Origin of the sequence: Rheinheimera tangshanensis, from assembly GCF_014645135.1 — a bacterium.
In the GTDB taxonomy this organism is placed as follows: domain Bacteria; phylum Pseudomonadota; class Gammaproteobacteria; order Enterobacterales; family Alteromonadaceae; genus Pararheinheimera; species Pararheinheimera tangshanensis.
In genome coordinates this window covers 86838-103195 of sequence record NZ_BMLH01000008.1, presented here as the reverse complement: position 1 = coordinate 103195, position 16358 = coordinate 86838, and the positions used below count along the sequence as shown (strand labels likewise).

15 protein-coding genes are annotated in these 16358 nt (G+C 46.9%); 13 read left to right on the top strand and 2 right to left on the bottom strand.

What is annotated here, in order from left to right:
* The first annotated feature begins 115 nt into the window (after positions 1-115).
* The 10 genes from IEW88_RS18790 (at position 116) to IEW88_RS14450 (ending at position 7730) form a co-directional block, all read left to right on the top strand.
* A complete protein-coding gene (locus IEW88_RS18790; protein ID WP_260394376.1) occupies positions 116-250 on the top strand; it encodes a hypothetical protein in 135 nt (44 codons plus the stop codon).
* Entirely contained in the window at positions 238-468 is a 231-nt protein-coding gene (locus IEW88_RS14490) for a hypothetical protein (protein WP_188713512.1), read from the top strand. The genes IEW88_RS18790 and IEW88_RS14490 overlap by 13 nt, the downstream gene beginning before the upstream one ends.
* Positions 469-551: 83 nt before the next feature.
* Positions 552-1307, top strand: a complete 756-nt coding sequence (locus tag IEW88_RS14485; protein WP_147904540.1) for a ZIP family metal transporter — start codon at positions 552-554, stop codon at positions 1305-1307.
* Between the two features lie 276 nt (positions 1308-1583).
* Positions 1584-2363, top strand: coding sequence for a DeoR/GlpR family DNA-binding transcription regulator (locus IEW88_RS14480; protein WP_046521496.1), 780 nt, complete (start codon positions 1584-1586; stop codon positions 2361-2363).
* A gap of 6 nt (positions 2364-2369) precedes the next feature.
* On the top strand, positions 2370-4199 hold the full coding sequence (gene glmS, locus IEW88_RS14475; protein WP_147904541.1) for a glutamine--fructose-6-phosphate transaminase (isomerizing): 1830 nt from the start codon (positions 2370-2372) through the stop codon (positions 4197-4199).
* A 255-nt stretch (positions 4200-4454) separates the two neighbouring features.
* Positions 4455-4877: a YeeE/YedE family protein gene (locus IEW88_RS14470; protein ID WP_147904542.1), complete on the top strand. Its 423-nt coding sequence runs from the start codon at positions 4455-4457 to the stop codon at positions 4875-4877.
* An 84-nt stretch (positions 4878-4961) separates the two neighbouring features.
* Positions 4962-5393: a DUF6691 family protein gene (locus tag IEW88_RS14465; protein WP_147904543.1), complete on the top strand. Its 432-nt coding sequence runs from the start codon at positions 4962-4964 to the stop codon at positions 5391-5393.
* 192 nt (positions 5394-5585) lie between these two features.
* Positions 5586-5972 (top strand): PadR family transcriptional regulator, encoded by a 387-nt coding sequence (locus IEW88_RS14460; protein WP_147904544.1) that lies wholly within the window; start codon positions 5586-5588, stop codon positions 5970-5972.
* A gap of 2 nt (positions 5973-5974) precedes the next feature.
* Positions 5975-6529 carry an HAAS signaling domain-containing protein gene (locus IEW88_RS14455; RefSeq protein WP_147904545.1) on the top strand — a complete coding sequence of 185 codons (555 nt, stop codon included), beginning with the start codon at positions 5975-5977 and terminating at the stop codon, positions 6527-6529.
* 34 nt (positions 6530-6563) lie between these two features.
* Positions 6564-7730: a metallophosphoesterase gene (locus tag IEW88_RS14450; RefSeq protein WP_147904546.1), complete on the top strand. Its 1167-nt coding sequence runs from the start codon at positions 6564-6566 to the stop codon at positions 7728-7730.
* A gap of 10 nt (positions 7731-7740) precedes the next feature.
* Here IEW88_RS14450 and IEW88_RS14445 read toward each other — a convergent pair whose 3' ends face one another.
* Positions 7741-9825 carry a putative bifunctional diguanylate cyclase/phosphodiesterase gene (locus IEW88_RS14445; protein WP_147904547.1) on the bottom strand — a complete coding sequence of 695 codons (2085 nt, stop codon included), beginning with the start codon at positions 9823-9825 and terminating at the stop codon, positions 7741-7743.
* Between the two features lie 125 nt (positions 9826-9950).
* On the opposite strand from IEW88_RS14445, the gene IEW88_RS14440 reads away from it, so the two are divergent.
* From IEW88_RS14440 to IEW88_RS14430, 3 genes are read left to right on the top strand one after another with little or no spacing between them, the layout of a single operon-like run.
* On the top strand, positions 9951-10520 hold the full coding sequence (locus IEW88_RS14440) for an Hpt domain-containing protein (protein WP_147904548.1): 570 nt from the start codon (positions 9951-9953) through the stop codon (positions 10518-10520).
* Positions 10517-14983 carry a CHASE domain-containing hybrid sensor histidine kinase/response regulator gene (locus IEW88_RS14435; protein ID WP_147904549.1) on the top strand — a complete coding sequence of 1489 codons (4467 nt, stop codon included), beginning with the start codon at positions 10517-10519 and terminating at the stop codon, positions 14981-14983. The genes IEW88_RS14440 and IEW88_RS14435 overlap by 4 nt, the downstream gene beginning before the upstream one ends.
* Positions 14983-15423 carry a response regulator gene (locus IEW88_RS14430; protein WP_147904550.1) on the top strand — a complete coding sequence of 147 codons (441 nt, stop codon included), beginning with the start codon at positions 14983-14985 and terminating at the stop codon, positions 15421-15423. The genes IEW88_RS14435 and IEW88_RS14430 overlap by 1 nt, the downstream gene beginning before the upstream one ends.
* On the opposite strand, the gene IEW88_RS14425 is transcribed toward IEW88_RS14430, so the two are convergent.
* Entirely contained in the window at positions 15420-16352 is a 933-nt protein-coding gene (locus IEW88_RS14425) for a helix-turn-helix transcriptional regulator (protein ID WP_147904551.1), read from the bottom strand. The two genes, IEW88_RS14430 and IEW88_RS14425, sit on opposite strands and share 4 nt — an antisense overlap.
* Positions 16353-16358 lie beyond the last annotated feature (6 nt).

The window sequence follows — 16358 nt, the reverse complement described above, 5'->3', positions numbered from 1 at the left end:
GTTCAACCTCCGGCGGCGCGGATAAACCGCGCCCCTAAATTGCCCCGCTTTCTACGTTACCCTGGTCTTTTGAGAGAATGCTCAACCACCTGCTGGGAAGACAGGTGGTTTTTTTATGTCCAGGGAAGGACGGTATGTCGCAACTGTCCTTGGCGCATTCCGGCCAGTGGACAGAGCCACTGGCGCTCATCCGGGCATTGCCAAACTTGTTGGCAATGCTATTTCCGGCTTCACCCTTTGGGCCAGCTAAAGCTGTTAAAAATCGTTCCTGACGATTTTTTATTCGCAGCCATCCATGGCGCTCACCCTTCGGGCCAATGCTTCGCATTGTTAAAAATCGTTCCTGACGATTTTTTATTCGCAGCCATCCATGGCGCTTACCCTTTGGGCCAGCTGAAGCTGTTAAAAATCGTTCCTGACGATTTTTTCTTTAAAAACAAAGATCACATTAAGGAAAAAACGTTATAATGTCACAGGTTTTTAGTGTGGCTCTTGCTGCCTTACCTTGATCATCTTTATCCGCTGTTATTTCCCATAGGACAGGATTTTTTATGTTAACTCTGTTTATCCTGCTGGCTGCCTTTTTGGTGATGCTGGTATCCCTGTCCGGGGCCGTGTTATTTCTGCTGCCGCAAAAAAAACTACAACGTTTTTTACCACTGATTTTAAGTCTGGCTGTAGGTGTATTGCTGGCCAATGCTTTTTTACATTTATTGCCGGACGCACTGCAGCATCAGGAGTCGCATCGTCAGCTTTTTGGTTGGGTATTAGCGGGTTTATTAGGTTTTTACTTTCTGGAACGTGCGCTGCAACATGGCCATCCACAACTACCGGATCAGGCGATAAGCACCGCCAGCTATGGCAAAGTGAATCTGGTGGCTGATGGAGTTCACAATTTTATTGATGGTGTATTAATAGCAGGCAGTTTTCTGGTCGACCCTTTATTGGGTGTGACAACGACAGTCGCTATTCTGATCCATGAAATACCACAGGAAATTGCCGATGTTGCTGTATTACTGCATGCCGGTTTCAGCCGTAAAAAAGCTTTGTTGTATAACCTGTTATCGGCCAGCGCTTGTGTATTAGGTGCAGTAGCGACCTTGACTATCAGTCATTGGTTAACCCCTAATCTGAATATCTTATTGGCTATTACAGCCGGTGCTTTTATTTATTTAGCCAGCGCCGATTTAATGCCGCTGCTGCGCAAAAATGTTGAACAACCTCTGTGGTTACATGGCCTGATGATGGGGCTTGGTGTGCTGCTGATGCTGGTTTTGATAGGGCCTGAAGCTTCACATCAACACTAATTAGCCGTCGTACTTGAAGCTGCAGCTTTGTTGACTGCGCCTGATGTTGAGGAAAGAGTATCGCCCCAGTCGCATAGACAACTATGCTCCTGGGGTCTCGTTTGCTTGTCGCCTCTCTGCATCATCAATTACTTAGGCTAAACACTTCTCGTATTTAAAGCCGCAGCTTTGTTGACTGCTCACACTCTCCACAAACACTGAATTTAACTTTCACTCTTGCGTTTAAGTTTCGTTTCTGTAAAATATCTTTCGAAACGAAACTTAAATGACTGGCAGATGAACAAACGAAACACCCAACAACGCCGCCGCGCTATTCTTGATCTGCTGAATCTGCAGGGCGAAGTCAGTGTTGAGCAGTTGGCCCATCACTTTGAAACTTCTGAAGTGACTATTCGTAAAGACTTAGCTGCACTGGAAGATAATGGCTTGTTATTGCGTCGTTATGGTGGAGCAGTGCAAGTGCCGCATGAACTGATCCAGGAAGCCGCGGTCGAAAAAGTTTCAGAACGAAAGCAAATTCTGGCCAAAGCTGCTGCAGAGCTGATTCGTGACCACAACCGCATTATTCTCGACAGCGGCAGCACCACAGCAGCTTTATTGCCTGAACTGTCGCATAAACAAGGTTTAGTAGTGATGACTAATTCCTTGTCTATTGCCAATGCATTACGTGAACTGGAAAACGAACCTACACTGCTGATGACAGGTGGCAGTTGGGACCCACAGTCTGAGGCTTTTCAGGGCCAGCTGGCGGAACAGGTTTTACGTGCATACGATTTCGACCAGCTGTTTATTGGTGCCGATGGCATTGATCTGCAGCGTGGTACTACTACTTTTAATGAGCTGACCAGCTTAAGCCGGGTGATGGCAGAAGTGGCGCGTGAAGTGGTGGTGATGGTGGAGTCCGACAAAATAGGCCGGAAAATCCACAACTTAGAATTGCCCTGGTCGTCCATCAAAATACTGGTAACAGACGACAAGTTACCCGCCAGCGCAAAACAACAAATAGAACAACAAGGCGTAAAAGTGATTTGCGCCCCCCTTGGATCAGTGGAGTAAGACTTTATGTGTGGAATAGTAGGTGCTGTAGCACAACGTGACGTAGTCGACATTTTGGTGGAAGGCTTACGCCGTCTGGAATACCGTGGTTATGACTCTGCCGGTGTGGCGATCATCAGCCCAACAGGCGAATTACAACGTATCCGCCGTTTAGGTAAAGTAAAAGAGTTGTCTGACGCAGTAAAATTAACCCCTGTTGTTGGCGGCACTGGTATTGCGCACACTCGCTGGGCTACCCACGGCGAACCTTCAGAGCGTAACGCTCACCCACACGTTTCCGGCAATATTTCAGTGGTGCATAACGGCATTATCGAAAACCACGGCCCGCTGCGTGAAATGTTAAAAGCCAAAGGTTATGTGTTTAATTCTGACACTGACACTGAGGTTATTGCGCACTTAGTGGCTGAAGAAATGAAAACAGCTGGTTCTTTGTTAGCTGCAGTACAAACTGCGGTCAAACAATTTAACGGCGCGTACGGCACTGTACTGATGGACCAAAACGACCCAAGCCATTTAGTGGTAGCCCGTTCAGGTAGCCCATTGGTGATAGGTTTTGGTATAGGCGAAAACTTTATCGCTTCTGATCAGTTAGCTCTGTTACCAGTCACTCGTCGTTTTATGTTCTTAGAAGAAGGCGACGTGGCTGAAATTACCCGTACCAGCGTGACTGTGTACGACAAAAACGGCAACCAAGTCGAGCGCACTATTACTGAATCTACCGCCAGCTATGATGCCGGTGACAAAGGTCAGTACCGCCACTTTATGTTAAAAGAAATCTACGAACAGCCACATGCTATCAGCAACACCTTAGAAGGTCGTTTAGGTTCAGACTCAGTGCTGGACGAGACTTTTGGTAACGGCGCCGCTGAACTGTTCAAAAAAGTCCGTCACGTGCAAATCGTTGCCTGCGGTACCTCGTACCACTCAGGTATGGTGGCACGTTACTGGCTGGAATCTTTAGCTGGTATTTCCTGTAACGTGGAGATTGCCTCTGAATTCCGTTACCGCAAGTCGTTTGTGCAGCCAGGCAGCTTGCTGGTCAGCATTTCCCAGTCTGGTGAAACGGCAGACACTTTAGCGGCCTTACGTTTAGCCAAAGAAGCGGGTTACATCGGTAGCTTAACTATTTGTAACGTGGCTGGTTCTTCACTGGTACGTGAATCAGATCTGGCCTTTATGACCCGTGCTGGCGCTGAAATTGGTGTTGCATCTACTAAAGCTTTCACTACTCAGTTAGTAGGTTTGTCGATGCTGACGTTGGCCATTGGTAAATACAATGGTTTAACCTCACAGCAGCAACAGGACATGGTGCAGGCATTAAAATCGCTGCCAGCCAAACTGGAAGAAACTTTAACACTAGCGCCAAAAATCGAAGCTTTGGCGACAGAGTTCGCTGACAAGCACAACTCGTTGTTTTTAGGCCGTGGCGACCAGTACCCTATCGCTATGGAAGGCGCGCTGAAGCTGAAAGAAATTTCCTACATTCACGCTGAAGCTTATGCCGCAGGCGAGCTGAAACATGGCCCATTGGCACTGATTGACGCTGATATGCCAATTATTGTGGTAGCGCCAAACAACGAACTGCTGGAAAAACTGCAGTCAAACGTGGAAGAAGTGCGTGCCCGTGGCGGCATCATGTACATATTCGCTGACATCGATGCTCACTTTAAATCAGACGCAACACAGCGTGTGATCAGCGTGCCACACGTACACCCGCTGATTGCACCAATCATCTACACTATTCCGCTGCAATTATTAAGCTACTACGTCGCCATTATCAAAGGCACAGACGTAGACCAGCCACGTAACCTGGCGAAGTCAGTGACTGTGGAATAGGTTTAAGTTATTGATTTAAAAAATAAAAAGCTGACTATGTCAGCTTTTTTTATGCCTAAAATTTGGCTATGCTGTGTTCATTAGGTTGTACAGATAGTTTTAAGCCTTTGTGGCTCTGGGTATTTTGATCGCCAGACTTGATAGTTTTTTAGTATTTACTAATATTCTTTTTGGGTATATGCTTATATTAATAAGTGATTAACCTCTGTGTTTAATGCGCAGTTGTTTTCCCTGAGTTACCAAGAGGTATTGAAGATGGACTGGATGAATTTTACTCCACAACAGTCGCTACTTGGTGGGCTATTTATTGGTCTTGCGACAGCCCTGTTATGGTTGCTGAATGGTCGTATTGCCGGGATTAGTGGTATTGCGGCCGGTAGTCTGACTTCCTCCGGCGCTGAACGGTGGTGGCGGCTGGCTTTTGTGCTGGGGTTGGTATTGTCTTCCTGGGTCTGGCTGCTGTTGGCTCCCTTGCCAGAAGTTCAAGTCACGTCGAATTACCAGCTATTAGCCTTGGCGGGTTTGTTGGTTGGCTTTGGTGCTCGTTTAGGCTCTGGCTGTACCAGCGGTCACGGCATCTGTGGTTTATCCCGACTGTCAGGCCGCTCTTTAGTCGCTACTGTTACTTTTATGACAGTTGCTATGGTCACAGTTTTTGTTGTCCGTCATCTGCTATAAGGACTTCATCATGAAAAATTGGCAGGATAGACAATTTTCACAGCCGCAGGCTGCCCTTCAGGGTGCGGCACAGAGAGGTGCTGCATGAAAAAACACAGATTTTTAACCTTGAGCGCTTTTATCTGCGGTCTGCTGTTTGGTTTGGGTTTACTGATGGCTGGTATGGCAAATCCTGCCAAAGTGCTGGGGTTTTTAGATATAGCAGGGCTTTGGGATCCATCGCTGGCTTTGGTGATGGTTGGCGGCATAGTCGTGGCTTTTATCGCTTTTAGCCTCAGCAAAAAAATGCCGCACAGTCTGTTACAGACGAAGTTCAACTGGCCTGATGCTACAGCTATTACTAAACCTCTACTGATCGGCAGCACGCTGTTTGGTTTAGGCTGGGGCTTAGTGGGTCTGTGTCCTGGCCCTGCTTTGGTGTTGGCTGGCTCAGGAGCTATAGAAGGACTGCTTTTTGTCGTCTTTATGTTGATTGGTTTTCGGTTGGCGGATCTTGTACAAGCCAGACTGAGTTAAACAGTCACTTTCATCTGAATATCCCTTCGCAACACAGCTAAAGAACTAAAGCCGCATCACTGCGGCTTTGGTTTTAGTTATTTCTACCATTTCAGTAAACAGTGCTCAAAAAATCCTCTTGCTAGTGCAGAATGTGATCTGCTATACATATTACTATGTAATGCAAGGTATAATTCATCGCATGGTTACTTTATGACAATAGAAGAAAAAGAAGAAAAAACTCAGGAAAAGTGGGAAGTGCAGTTGCGTAAAGGCACGCTGGAGCTGGTGATTTTAGCTGCACTGCGACACCGTACTTTGTATGGGCTGGAGCTTTTGAAGCTGCTGCAAAGTTTTAAAAGTGCCGCCATTACCGAAGGTACTTTGTATCCGCTGTTAGACCGACTGAAACGTGAAGGTATTGTGGATGCCCAGTGGGTGCAGGAAGGCGATGTCAGGCCGCGTAAGTATTATAGCCTGACGACTACCGGTCATCATAAGTTGGCCGATTTGATCACCTTATGGCGTCAGTCCGTGTTTGATATTGAATTTTTATTGGCTCACCCGGGCCCTGATGTTTTACCTGTTCAAGGAGAATAAAGATGGAACAACGCGACATGATTCATCAGTACCTGAAAGAGCTGGAGCGTTATCTGGCAAGACTGGAGAAGGCTCAAGCGCAGGAAGTGCTAAAGGAAATTGAAAGTCATATTTTTGATGTGCTGGAACAGCAACAAGGTTCAGGTCAGGTTGTGGATGCCAGCGCAATTTTGCAGGGCTTTGGTGAACCCCGTCAGTTGGCTTTTGCCTATATCGCTCATATCACGGATGGTGCGCCACCTCCTGCTGGTTTTAAAGCCATTCAAAAAGTAAAACAGGGAGTGACCGCGACTTTGTATTACACCATGGCGGCTTTTGGTTTCAGTATTGCTTTTGCATTACTTTTTGTTGCCGGAGCAAAAATCTTTATGCCAGATTCGGTCGGCGCCTGGTCTGCTGGTAATGGCAACAGTTTAGCTATCGGCTTTTTTGCTTCGCCTTATCCTGCGGATCAGGAATTGCTGGGTGCCTGGTTTATACCCGTCGCCATCTTCAGTGCCCTATTGGTTATAACCTTAACCAGAAAAGTGCTCAGAGTATTAAAAAACAATATGTAATTCAGCGGGTTGCTAATGCAAAAGGAGAGTTGTAATGCAATTGATTCTGACCAATTTAAAGCACTTTTTTGCCACTCTGACACTGCTGCTCGCTGTGGCTTTTGCTGTAGCTCTGTATTTTGGTGTGGATGTAGATTACGGCGATGACGAGCGCTCTTATAAAGTGGGTGATGAAGGCCCTCATGTATTTTTTCAGGGCGATCAGTTGCAGGTGAACCATATCAGAGGCAGCCGCGAGCAAGGTTTTTATCTGCAGCAACAACTGGTTCCGCTGGGGCAACGCCTGAAAACAGAAGTCTATTTTCCTTTGGAAAACACCAGTTTCAGCCTTGATATTCATGACGATATTAAAACACCAGCCATTGAATATCAGGATGATGAACCCATACTGGTGCTGTCTGATATTGAAAGCGCCTATAAGAGCCTGCGCGACTTTTTAATCGCTGCAAAAGTGATAGATACAGAGCTGAACTGGACTTTTGGTAAAGGGCATCTGGTGCTGTTGGGCGACTTTGTCGACCGCGATTCGTCTACCACTCAGGTACTGTGGTTTATCTACCGGCTGGAGCAACTGGCGCAGCAGCAAGGTGGCACTGTGCATTACATTCTAGGCAATCATGAAATTAAAAACCTGCAGGGTAATTTTCAGAGCGCTGCAAAAAAATACCAGTATGTCGCTACTCTTTTGGGCAAACAGCAGTTTGAGCTGTATGGTGAACAGTCGTTGCTAGGCCGTTGGCTGGCCAGTAAAAACACAGCTGAGCTGATCAACGGCCATTTATTTGTGCATGGTGGCTTGCACCCTAAACTGGCAGAGCTGAACTATAACCTGCACGACCTGAATCAGATAGTACGTAGCCAGTACCGCATAGGCTATTTTCCTAAGCCAGATCAGGGGGATTTGGAATATCTGTTGTCTACCCGTTATGGCCCATCCTGGTACAGAGGTTATTTCGAGGACGACTTAAGCCAGCAACAGATAGACGCGACGCTGGCGAAGTTTAAAGCTCAGACTGTAGTGGTAGGCCATACGCCGCAGTGGCGGGTAAAAAGCTTGTATCAGGGCAAAGTACTGGCCGTAAACGTCAGGCACCCGCGTGATTACAGAGGCAGTATTCCGCCTCGCAGCTCTGAAGGGCTGTTGATCCGGCAAGGGCAGTATTTCCGGCTGAATGACAGCGGAGAACAAAGCTTGTTGTGAGTCCAGCATGCTATTGGCATACATATGTTCTGAAATTGGCTGCCGACAAAGGTTTACTAAATAAATAGCCCTGCCCAACCTCACAACCGAGTTTGATCAGCATGTCTTTTTGCGCCTCATTCTCAATACCTTCAGCTATCAGCTGTAAATTCATCGACTGAGCCAGAGAGATCACTGCTTTGACTATTTCCATGTCGCCTCTGTCGGTCAGCATTTCCTGCACAAAGGATTTATCTATTTTCAGCACATCAACCTGAAACTTTTTCAGATAAGACAAGCTGGAATAGCCGGTGCCAAAGTCGTCTATCGAAGTACGAATGCCAGATGCTCTGAGTTGGCTTAACATGCTTTGGGTTTTACTGACATCCAGCATCAGTGCACTTTCTGTCACTTCCAATTCCAGAAGTTGTGCTGAGATCTGCAGTTCTGCCAGCAGATCTTTGATTTGCTGCACCAGCTGTGGATCGGCAAACTGAGCCGCTGCAATATTGACAGACACAGGCACCTGATAACCCAGTTGTTGCCAACTTAAACACTCCTGACAGGCCTGACGTAACACTTGTAGGCCTAACTCTACAATTAAACCTGTTTCTTCTGCCAACGGAATAAATTCTAACGGAGAGACCCATTGTCCCTGCTGGTTTTGCATCCGAGCAAGAGCTTCAGCTCCTAACAGCTTGCCTGTTTTTAAACAAAGCTTGGGTTGGTAATACACCTGTAGCTGCCTGTTAGCCAAGGTGTCGCGTAACAGCAGTTCCAGTTGATGGCGATAGATGATTTGCTGCTCCAATTCGTCGGAGAAAAAGCTGGTTCTGTTACGGCCTTCAGATTTGGCTTTAAACATAGCAACGTCGGCGTGGCGCATAACCATTTCAATGGTTTGGGCATCATCAGGATAAATACTGACGCCTATGCTGACGGTCATTTGGTATTTCTTTTCGTCCAGCGTAAAAGGTTGCTGAAATTGACTATGCACCTGACTGCTGAACAAAGCGATTTCTTCGATAGACCAGAGCTCTGGTAGCACCATCACAAACTCATCACCCCCTAAGCGCGCCAGTGTAGTTCCGGCATCACAAATAGAACTAAGGCGTTCAGAGGCTTGTTTGATCAGCAAATCACCGAGATTATGACCAATAGAATCATTCACATATTTAAAGTGGTCCAGGTCGATCAGCAGTAAAGCCGATTTATGGTGCAACTGCTCAGCTTTTTTAATGGCCTGTTCGATACGGTCATACAGCAAAACACGATTAGGCAAGTTGGTTAAAGGATCATGATTCGCTAAATGGCTCATTTTTAACGCCAGCGCCATACTTTCGCTGACGTCATGAAATACCACTATGCTGCCAAGACAATGTCCGTTACTGTCGATAATAGGTGCTGCTGAGTCTTCGACCTGATACAGCTGCCCTGTGCGTGATACCAACTGACAATTCAATGCCATGGCTACAACACGCTGTTCTTTTAGCGCAAAATAAATTGGGTTCCAGTGCGGTTCTAAGCTGTGGGCATCTCTTAATTGCATGACTTCTTCGATAGGGCGAAACAGCGCCTCTCTGGCAAGCCAACCTGTCATACGTTCGGCAATAGGATTCATAAAGCTGATTTTGCCGTCCAGATCTGTGGCTATCACCGCATCGCCTATAGAATCTAAGGTCACGCGTAGCCACTCTCTTTCCGCTGCGACTTGTCTGCTGTAGCGGCTTAAATCCAGCAGATTTTTAATCCGCATCCGACTCGATACTGCATGCAGAGGTTTACGTAAAAAATCTATGCCGCCTTCATTGAGTGACGCTATTTCATGTTCTATATCGATATGAGTCGTGACAAATACAACAGCTATATCTTGGGTGGCGGGATTGGATTTTAAGCTTCGACATACGGTAAGGCCATCCATACCTGGCATCTCTATGTCCAAAATGATGAGTTCAGGGCGATGCAAAACGGCCAGCTCAATGGCTTGAACCCCATCTGTGGCGAAATACAAAGTCGCTAAATCCTGCAATAGTTCGCGCAGGACTAATAAGGACGATGCCTGATCATCCACTAATAAAATTTTTGCTGCTGGTACAATAGCTTGCATGATCTGCATTCGGCACTTCCCTGTTTTTTGCCCAATCTTTTATTAGTGTAGACGAAAAATTAACCGGATAAAGCGCGGGATTTTTCACCCAAAGCCAATTATGCTGTGATAAATCATTTGGATAGGCCAAAACGTTGTTTAATTTTAGTGTACTGGAGCAATTAATTGGTTTTTCGCAAGATGCTTTTCAGCATCTCTCGCCTGCTATGACTCAACTGATCAGGTCTACCTCTGTTGAGCTACAGAAACTTAAGCAGTCCTATCAAAACAACGATGCTAAAGCTATTGAGTACTTTATGCATAAATTACGCGGCAGTTACGCGACTTTGGGGGCTACTACCTTGCCTGAATTATCACGCCCTATGGAGCAAGCTCTGCATCAGTCAGGCCAGCTACCTGGTGCCGAAGCTTTTGCAGAGTATCTGGAGTGTGTGGAGCAAACCAGTGCCGCCCTGGAGTTGTGGTTGACTCAGTTTGAGCATCATTCAGATACCACTACACCTGACGTTTTGCAGTATATTCAGTATCTTGAAAATAGTGATATGCAGGCTTACAGCCTGTTTCAGCAACAAAGATCGGGGTGGATCGCCTATTTAGGAGCTGAAGATTTTGTGCTGATGGAGCAGGAAATTATGACATTAAACTTTGTGGCTGCGACGGAACGCCTGAAACGCATTATGCAGCATAAGGAAGCAGGTCAATGACAGGTTTGAAGCGCACGTTGTCAGAGCTTTGGCCTGTGTTGATCCCGGTATTGTTGTTTTCGGTAATTGGCTTTTATCTGTCGGGGCATTTGCAACAACGGCAAGAGGAACAGAATCAGCAACGTATTCAACAAAGTTTAGATAATAAAGCTAAGCAACTGGCTGATGCGATAGGTGAAAAACTCACTATTTATCAGTATGGTTTACGTGGTGTCCGCGGCGCTGTATTAAGTGCCGGCACAGAAAAATTCGGCTATGAAAACATGCTGAATTACAGTCAAAGCCGTGACTTAAAGCTAGAATTTCCAGGTGCCCGCGGTTTTGGCATGATCCGTAAAGTAACGCCTGCTGCACTTCCGCAATTTTTAGCTCAAGCTGAGGCTGAAAATGCTGACTATTTTAACTTTCGTCAGCAAAGCGTGCATACGCATGATTTATTCGTGATTCAATACATTGAACCTATGGCTGACAATAAGGAGGCTGTAGGTTTTGATATAGCTTCGGAGCAAAGTCGTTATCAAACTGCCCTGAAGGCTGTTCGGGAAAACAGTGCTGTACTGACAGATCCTGTGACTTTGGTGCAAGCGCAAAACAAAAAATCTCAGGGCTTTTTGTTGTTAATGCCCATCTATTTGCAAGGTAAAGCGCCGCAAACGGCTGAAGAACGTTATCAGCAGTTATATGGTTGGGTTTATGCCCCTTTAACCATTGATGAAATCTTATCCAGTATCAAAACCGCAGATGCACAGGTTCAGCTGGACGTCATAGATATTGCATTTAATCCGCAGCAGGCTTTTTTTAAAACAACAGTTACAGATTCGACGTTAACTCCTTATCGGGCTGAGCAGCCGTTATCTATTTTTGGTCGCGAATGGCTGGTCAGATTGCAGGCTACAGAGCATTTCGTGACTGCTTTGGCATTACCCGCCCCCAAGGATGTGTTTTACACCTCGGCAGGATTTAGTGCCTTGCTGATCGTCATTGTTGCTTTTGCCCAGCTGACGTTTTTTCGGCGTTTTCAACTATCCAGGCAGCAGGCCGTGTTGGCAGCCATAGTAGAAAATGCGAATGAGGCCGTGATAGGTCTGGATAAACAAGGCAAGATCAGTAGCTGGAACCCGGCGGCAGAACAAATGTTTGGCCATAGCGAAGCCGAAAGTCTGGGCAAAACCATCAGTCAGTTGATTGTTCCTGACTCTTGTCTGGATGAACAAGCGCAGCTGGAGCAACTGGTCCGTAAAGGCCAGAAAATACGTTATGTTCAGACTGTGCGTCAGCACAAGTCTGGTCTGCAATATGCAGTCTCATTAAACGTATCACCTATTCTGGATGAAAAAGGCCAGTTTATCGGCTCAGCACTGACGGTAAACGACATCAGCCATATTAAGCAGGCTGAACAAAAACTGCAGCAAGCTAATGAAGAGCTGGAGCATCAGGTCGAGCTGCGTACTGCTGAAATTGAACGGGTATCAACCTTGCAGCGCAGCATTCTGCGTAACGCCAACTACGCTATTATCACGACTGATTTACACGGCAGTATCACGTCTTTTAACCCGGCAGCTGAAGCTATGTTGCAGTATAAGGAAGCTGAGCTCGCTGGTAGTTATAGCCCTGCTGTATTTCATGATCAAGGAGAAGTTGTTGAGTATGCAGAGCTGCTGACCAAGGAGCTTGGCTACAAGGTCGAGCCTGGTTTTGGCGTTTTTATCGAAAAGGCTAAACAAGGGAAAACAGATACCAGAGAATGGACTTACAGTCGTAAAGATGGCAGCCGTTTTCCTGTCCAGCTTGCGGTAACAGCTTTGCTGGATCAGCAAAAGCAGGTGGTAGGTTATTTGGGTATAGCCCGCGATTTAACAGTGCAAAAAGAGCTGGAGTTTGAGCTTGCTTTGGCGAAAGTGTCGACAGAACAAAGTCCGGATCTGGTGTTCTGGTTGAGTGATAGTGCACAAGTCATTAAAGCAAATCCAGCGGCTTTAGCCTGCTGTTCCGATGAATTGAGCCCAACAAAGCTTGTCGGTCAATTAGTAGGCGATCGACTACAGCAACTGACTCAAAGCTCGGAGAAAAAGCGCAGTGTGCAGTTTGAAACTCAGTTTGAGGACGCTACAGCTGTACAAATTCCTTTATCGGTGAATTTATCCTGGATCCGTTTTGAACAACGAGACTACTTCTATCTGGTGGCCCGTGATCGCTCTGAGCAACACAAGAGGGAGCGCGAGCTGGCCGAGGCCAGACGGTTGGCGGATACAGCGAATGACGCAAAGTCGGCTTTTCTGGCCAATATGAGCCATGAAATCCGTACGCCGATGAATGCTATTCTGGGCATGTTGCAACTGGTGCAACAAACCAGCTTAACCAAAAGACAAGACGATTATATTCGTCAGACAGAAATTGCCGCTAAATCCTTGTTAGCTATTCTGAACGATATTCTCGACTTCTCGAAAGTGGAAGCCGGTAAGCTGGAAATGGATAGCCACAGCTTTGAACTGGCCGCGCTCATGGAAGACATAGGGATCATTCTGTCTGCCAATCTGGGCAGTAAAGATGTGGAGGTCTTGTATCAATTTGCCGACGATTTACCTCAACTTGTTGTTGGAGATAGTTTAAGACTGAAGCAAGTACTGCTGAATCTGACCGGTAATGCCATCAAATTCACTGAGCAAGGGGAAATAGTGGTAAGCATCGGAGTCACAGCCCGCACTGCCGATGCTGTCCGGTTGAAGTTTACAGTCAAAGATACTGGTATAGGCATGACTGAACAGCAGCTTGCACTGATTTTTCAGAGTTTCAGTCAGGCCGAGTCGTCCATTAGCCGTCGTTATGGCGGTTCAGGTCTGGGGCTGGCCATCAGTCGTGGCCTGGTTGAGCTGATGGGCGGACAATTATCAGTAGAGAGCTGCTTCGGACAGGGCAGTAGTTTCGAGTTTGAACTCTGGTTGAATTGTCTGAACTTACCTGCTGCCAAGTCGGACTTATCCTTACTTAAGGATTTAACAGTACTGGTGGTAGACGACAACCAGCAATCCCGGCAGATTTTATCTGAGGTGATGCGCCATTACGGCTGTCAGGTAGATTTAGCCAGTAGTGGCGAACAGGCATTGCAGTTGTTGCAACAAAGCAACAATTACAAGCTGGTGCTATTGGATTGGTTAATGCCCGGATTAGATGGCTGGCAAACCGCAGAGAAAATCCGTGAGTTAGTGCAAGGGCCGGATATGCCGCTGGTTATTATGGTGACAGCTCATGGCCGGGAATGTCTGGCGCAAAAGCAGCAGGAGGAACAAAGTCAGCATTTGCTTAATGGTTTTATTGTCAAACCTGTCACCCCTAGCCGTTTGCTCGATGCTGTGCTGGATGCGCTGGCTGGTAAACAGATGTTTTCCAATGCGCTGCAGGATGTGGCACCACGGCAAAGTCGGCTGAATGGTTTGCAACTGTTGCTGGTGGAAGATAATCCGACCAACCAGATAGTGGCGTCTGAGTTATTGAGCCATGAAGGGGCTTTAGTCGACATAGCGCCAGGTGGCACTTTTGCTTTGGCTATGCTGGAACAGCAGCCAGATAAATACGATTTGGTGTTGATGGATATTCAGATGCCGGATATGGATGGTTATGAAACCACCCGCCGTATCCGCAGTAAAGCGGCTATGCTGACTTTGCCGATAGTGGCTATGACGGCAAATGCGATGCAATCGGATAAACAAGCCTGTCTGGATGCGGGCATGAACGATCATGTGGCGAAACCTTTTGCTATTGACACGCTGGTTCAAACCATACTGAAGTGGTCAAAAACTCCGGTCGACCTCAGTCGGTCTGTCGCAAGTATGCAGCAGCCATTGCTGAGCTCAGCCTTGGTTGATGAGGCTTTACAGCAAGGGGTACAGCTAAATTCCGCGTTAAACCGTCTGGGTAACTCGGTGACTGTGTATCATAAAACGCTGAAGTCTTTTGTGGCAGAACTCGAGGCCGCCTTGGTCAAGCTTAAAGCTGGCGCGGCTTTGCCGGAAAAAGAGTTGTATTTGCTGGCCCACTCGTTAAAAGGCTCCGCCAGTTCTTTGGGTATTGTGCGTTTATCTGAACCTGCTGCGGCAATAGAGCAATCTATTAAACAAAAAACCGCCCTGGATTTACCCATGGCCATAACGAAGTTTGTTAAAGATGCCGAAGCATTTGTGCGTTTTGTGCCTTTACTGCTGGCCGAAACAGCGCCGACAGTTGAGACGCAGCTGGCTGATTTGCCAGATGATGCTGAACTTAAGGCTCTATTGGTTGAGCTGCAAACTTCTTTGCAAAGCTTTAATATGAGTGCCCTGGACCAGTTTGCACAGCTTAAACAGGCACTACAGCAACTCAACCCTGAATGGCTGGGGCCATTGGAAATTGCACTAGAGCAACTGAATTTTGTGCAGGCCGTACTTTACACAGAGCAGTATCAGACGTTATTAAAAGGCAGTGATTGATGAGTGCGATCTCAACACCCAGTGTGGATAAAATAAAAATTCTGGTGGTAGACGACCAGCCCGTTAATATTCAAATCATTCATCAGATGCTTAATGCTGATTACCAGATTTTTATGGCGACATCCGGCGCTCAGGCGATAAGTTTGTGCCAAAGCAACCCGCCGGATCTGATCCTGCTGGATGTTGTTATGCCGGAACTGGACGGTGTAGCGACTTGTCGTTTATTAAAGCAACAGCCTGAGTTAGCCCACATACCGGTAATTTTTGTCACTGGCATGCAGAGTCAGGAAGAGGAGGTTGTATGTTGGGAAGCCGGTGGCGCTGATTTTGTGCTCAAACCTGTGAATGCGGTGACCCTGAAACACAGGATCAAAACTCAGGTGAAACTGTTGCAACAGGCCCGTTTACTGCAGCAACTGGGTGCAGAAAGTAACTGTTAAGTTGTCGGATACAAAGCCAAAATAGCTTGGCTTTGTCTGCATAGCTCCTGTTTTATTTCATCAGGAGCAAGCGCTGTCGCTGCTGTGCCAAGGGACAATAACCAACAGGCTAAAGAGCCCCAATCGCTGCAGTTGAGCGTCATCACTACCCCTTCATCATGCTGTTGCTCGTCCGTTATACCTTGCCACCATTCCCGTCTGGCTATGTCCGCTGCTGCAGGGATAAACCTGACTTGAGCTGTCAGTTGGGCGATCGGAGTGCTATTTTGTAAAAAGTCCTTGGCGTTAAAATCAGTTCTGGCCTGAAACTGTTCGCTGTGCAGTTGCAGATTGTGGATACGGTCAGTGCGAAAATCACGAAAATCCTGTCGTAGTCTGCACCAGGCAATCAAGTGCCAGCGGCCCAGATAAAACACTAAACCTGCAGCCTCTACTTCACGTTGGCTGTGAGTCTGGCTGGCACTCTGATAATCAAAGCTCAACAGTTGTTTCCTGGCTATGGCTTGTTGTAATACGGACAAATCTGCCTGTTGCGGATGCTCTGTCGTTGGAGTGGCCATGCCTTTGGCTAACAACTCCAGTCGTTGTTTGGCTTCATTGGGCAATACAGCTTTGATTTTATCTAAAGCTGATTGCATTTTTTCGTTATAGCTGTGAGTCGTCATGCGCTGCGCCAGCATCACGCCAGTGGACAAGGCATAGGCCTCTTGTTCCGAAAAATTCACTGGCGGTAGTAAATAACCTTTCATCAGGCTATAGCCAATACCTGCTTCAGCCAGAATAGGCACTCCGGCTTCGCCTAAGGCAGCAATATCACGGTAAATAGTACGAACACTTAAACCAAAATGTTCTGCTATGGCTTCGGCTGTACAGGTGCGGCGACTTTGCAAATACAAAATTAACGCCAGTAATCTGTCTACACGATTCATCTGTTT